Origin of the sequence: Leisingera sp. ANG-Vp, from assembly GCF_000813725.1 — a bacterium.
GTDB lineage: Bacteria > Pseudomonadota > Alphaproteobacteria > Rhodobacterales > Rhodobacteraceae > Leisingera.
This window is the reverse complement of record NZ_JWLD01000081.1, coordinates 1-1,426: the sequence shown is the minus strand read 5'-3', so window position 1 is coordinate 1,426 and position 1,426 is coordinate 1. Positions and strand designations below refer to the sequence as shown.

1 protein-coding gene is annotated in these 1,426 nt (G+C 67.0%); it reads right to left on the bottom strand.

Features of this window, described 5'->3' with window-relative positions; genetic code table 11:
• Nucleotides 1–156 precede the first annotated feature (156 nt).
• Nucleotides 157–1,426, bottom strand: a 1,270-nt coding sequence (gene glyA, locus RA20_RS21535) for a serine hydroxymethyltransferase (RefSeq protein WP_039133683.1), incomplete at its 5' end; no start/stop codon positions are given.

Genomic DNA, 1,426 nt, shown 5'->3' with positions numbered 1-1,426 from the left:
GGCAGCGCCCCTGATAAGGGGCGCTGCCGGGCCCAAGGCCCGTGCCGGGGCATCTTCGATGCGCCTGCGGGGCGCGGGAGCGTCCCCTTGCTGCAAAGGAAAACCGCCGCGGCTTTGCGGGCCGCGGCGATCTCAGTCTCTCAATCCTGCAGAGGCTTACAGGTTCGGATAGAGCGGGAACCTGGCGCAGAGATCCGCGACTTTGGCGCGCACAGAGGCTTCCACATCCGCATTGCCCTCTTCACCGTTGGCCGCCAGACCGTCGATCACCTCGATGATCAGGTCGGCGATCTGGCGGAATTCCGCCTCGCCGAAGCCGCGGGTGGTGCCGGCGGGCGTGCCCAGGCGCAGGCCGGAGGTCACGGTGGGCTTTTCCGGGTCGAACGGGATGCCGTTCTTGTTGGTGGTGATATGGGCGCGGCCCAGCGCCTTGTCGGCGATGTTGCCGGTCACGCCTTTGGGGCGCAGGTCGACCAGCATCACATGGGTGTCGGTGCCGCCGGTCACGATGTCCAGGCCGCCCTGGATCAGCTGGTCCGCCAGCGCCGCCGCGTTGGCCTTGACCTGCTTCTGGTACTCTTTGAACTCCGGCTTCAGCGCCTCGCCGAAGGCTGCCGCCTTGCCTGCGATCACATGCATCAGCGGGCCGCCCTGGATGCCGGGGAAGATCGCCGAGTTCACTTTCTTGGCGATGGCTTCATCGTTGGTCAGGATCATGCCGCCGCGGGGGCCGCGCAGGGTCTTGTGGGTGGTGGTGGTGGCGACATGCGCATGCGGGAACGGCGAGGGGTGCTCGCCCGCGGCCACCAGGCCTGCGAAATGCGCCATGTCGACGTGCAGCCAGGCGCCGACCTTGTCGGCAATGGCGCGGAAGCGGGCAAAGTCGATCACGCGCGGGATCGCCGAGCCGCCGGCGATGATCAGCTTCGGCTGGTGCTCAACGGCGAGGGCTTCCAGCTGGTCGTAGTCGATCAGGTTGTCGTCGCGGCGCACGCCGTAGGAGACTGCGTTGAACCACTTGCCCGACTGGTTCGGCGCAGCGCCGTGGGTCAGGTGGCCGCCGGAGGCGAGATCCATGCCGAGGATGGTGTCGCCGGGCTTCAGCAGCGCCTGGAACACGCCCTGGTTGGCCTGGGAGCCGGAGTTCGGCTGCACGTTGGCAAACTCGCAGCCGAACAGTTCCTTGGCGCGGTCGATGGCCAGGTTTTCGGCGACGTCGACATACTGGCAGCCGCCGTAGTAGCGGCGTCCCGGGTAGCCTTCGGCGTATTTGTTGGTGAGCACGGAGCCTTGCGCTTCCATCACCGCGGCGGAGACGATGTTTTCGGACGCGATCAGCTCGATCTCGTCGCGCTGGCGGCCCAGCTCGGCAGTGATCGCGCCGAACAGCTCAGGATCGCGCTCAGACAGCGCTTGGGTGAAAAAG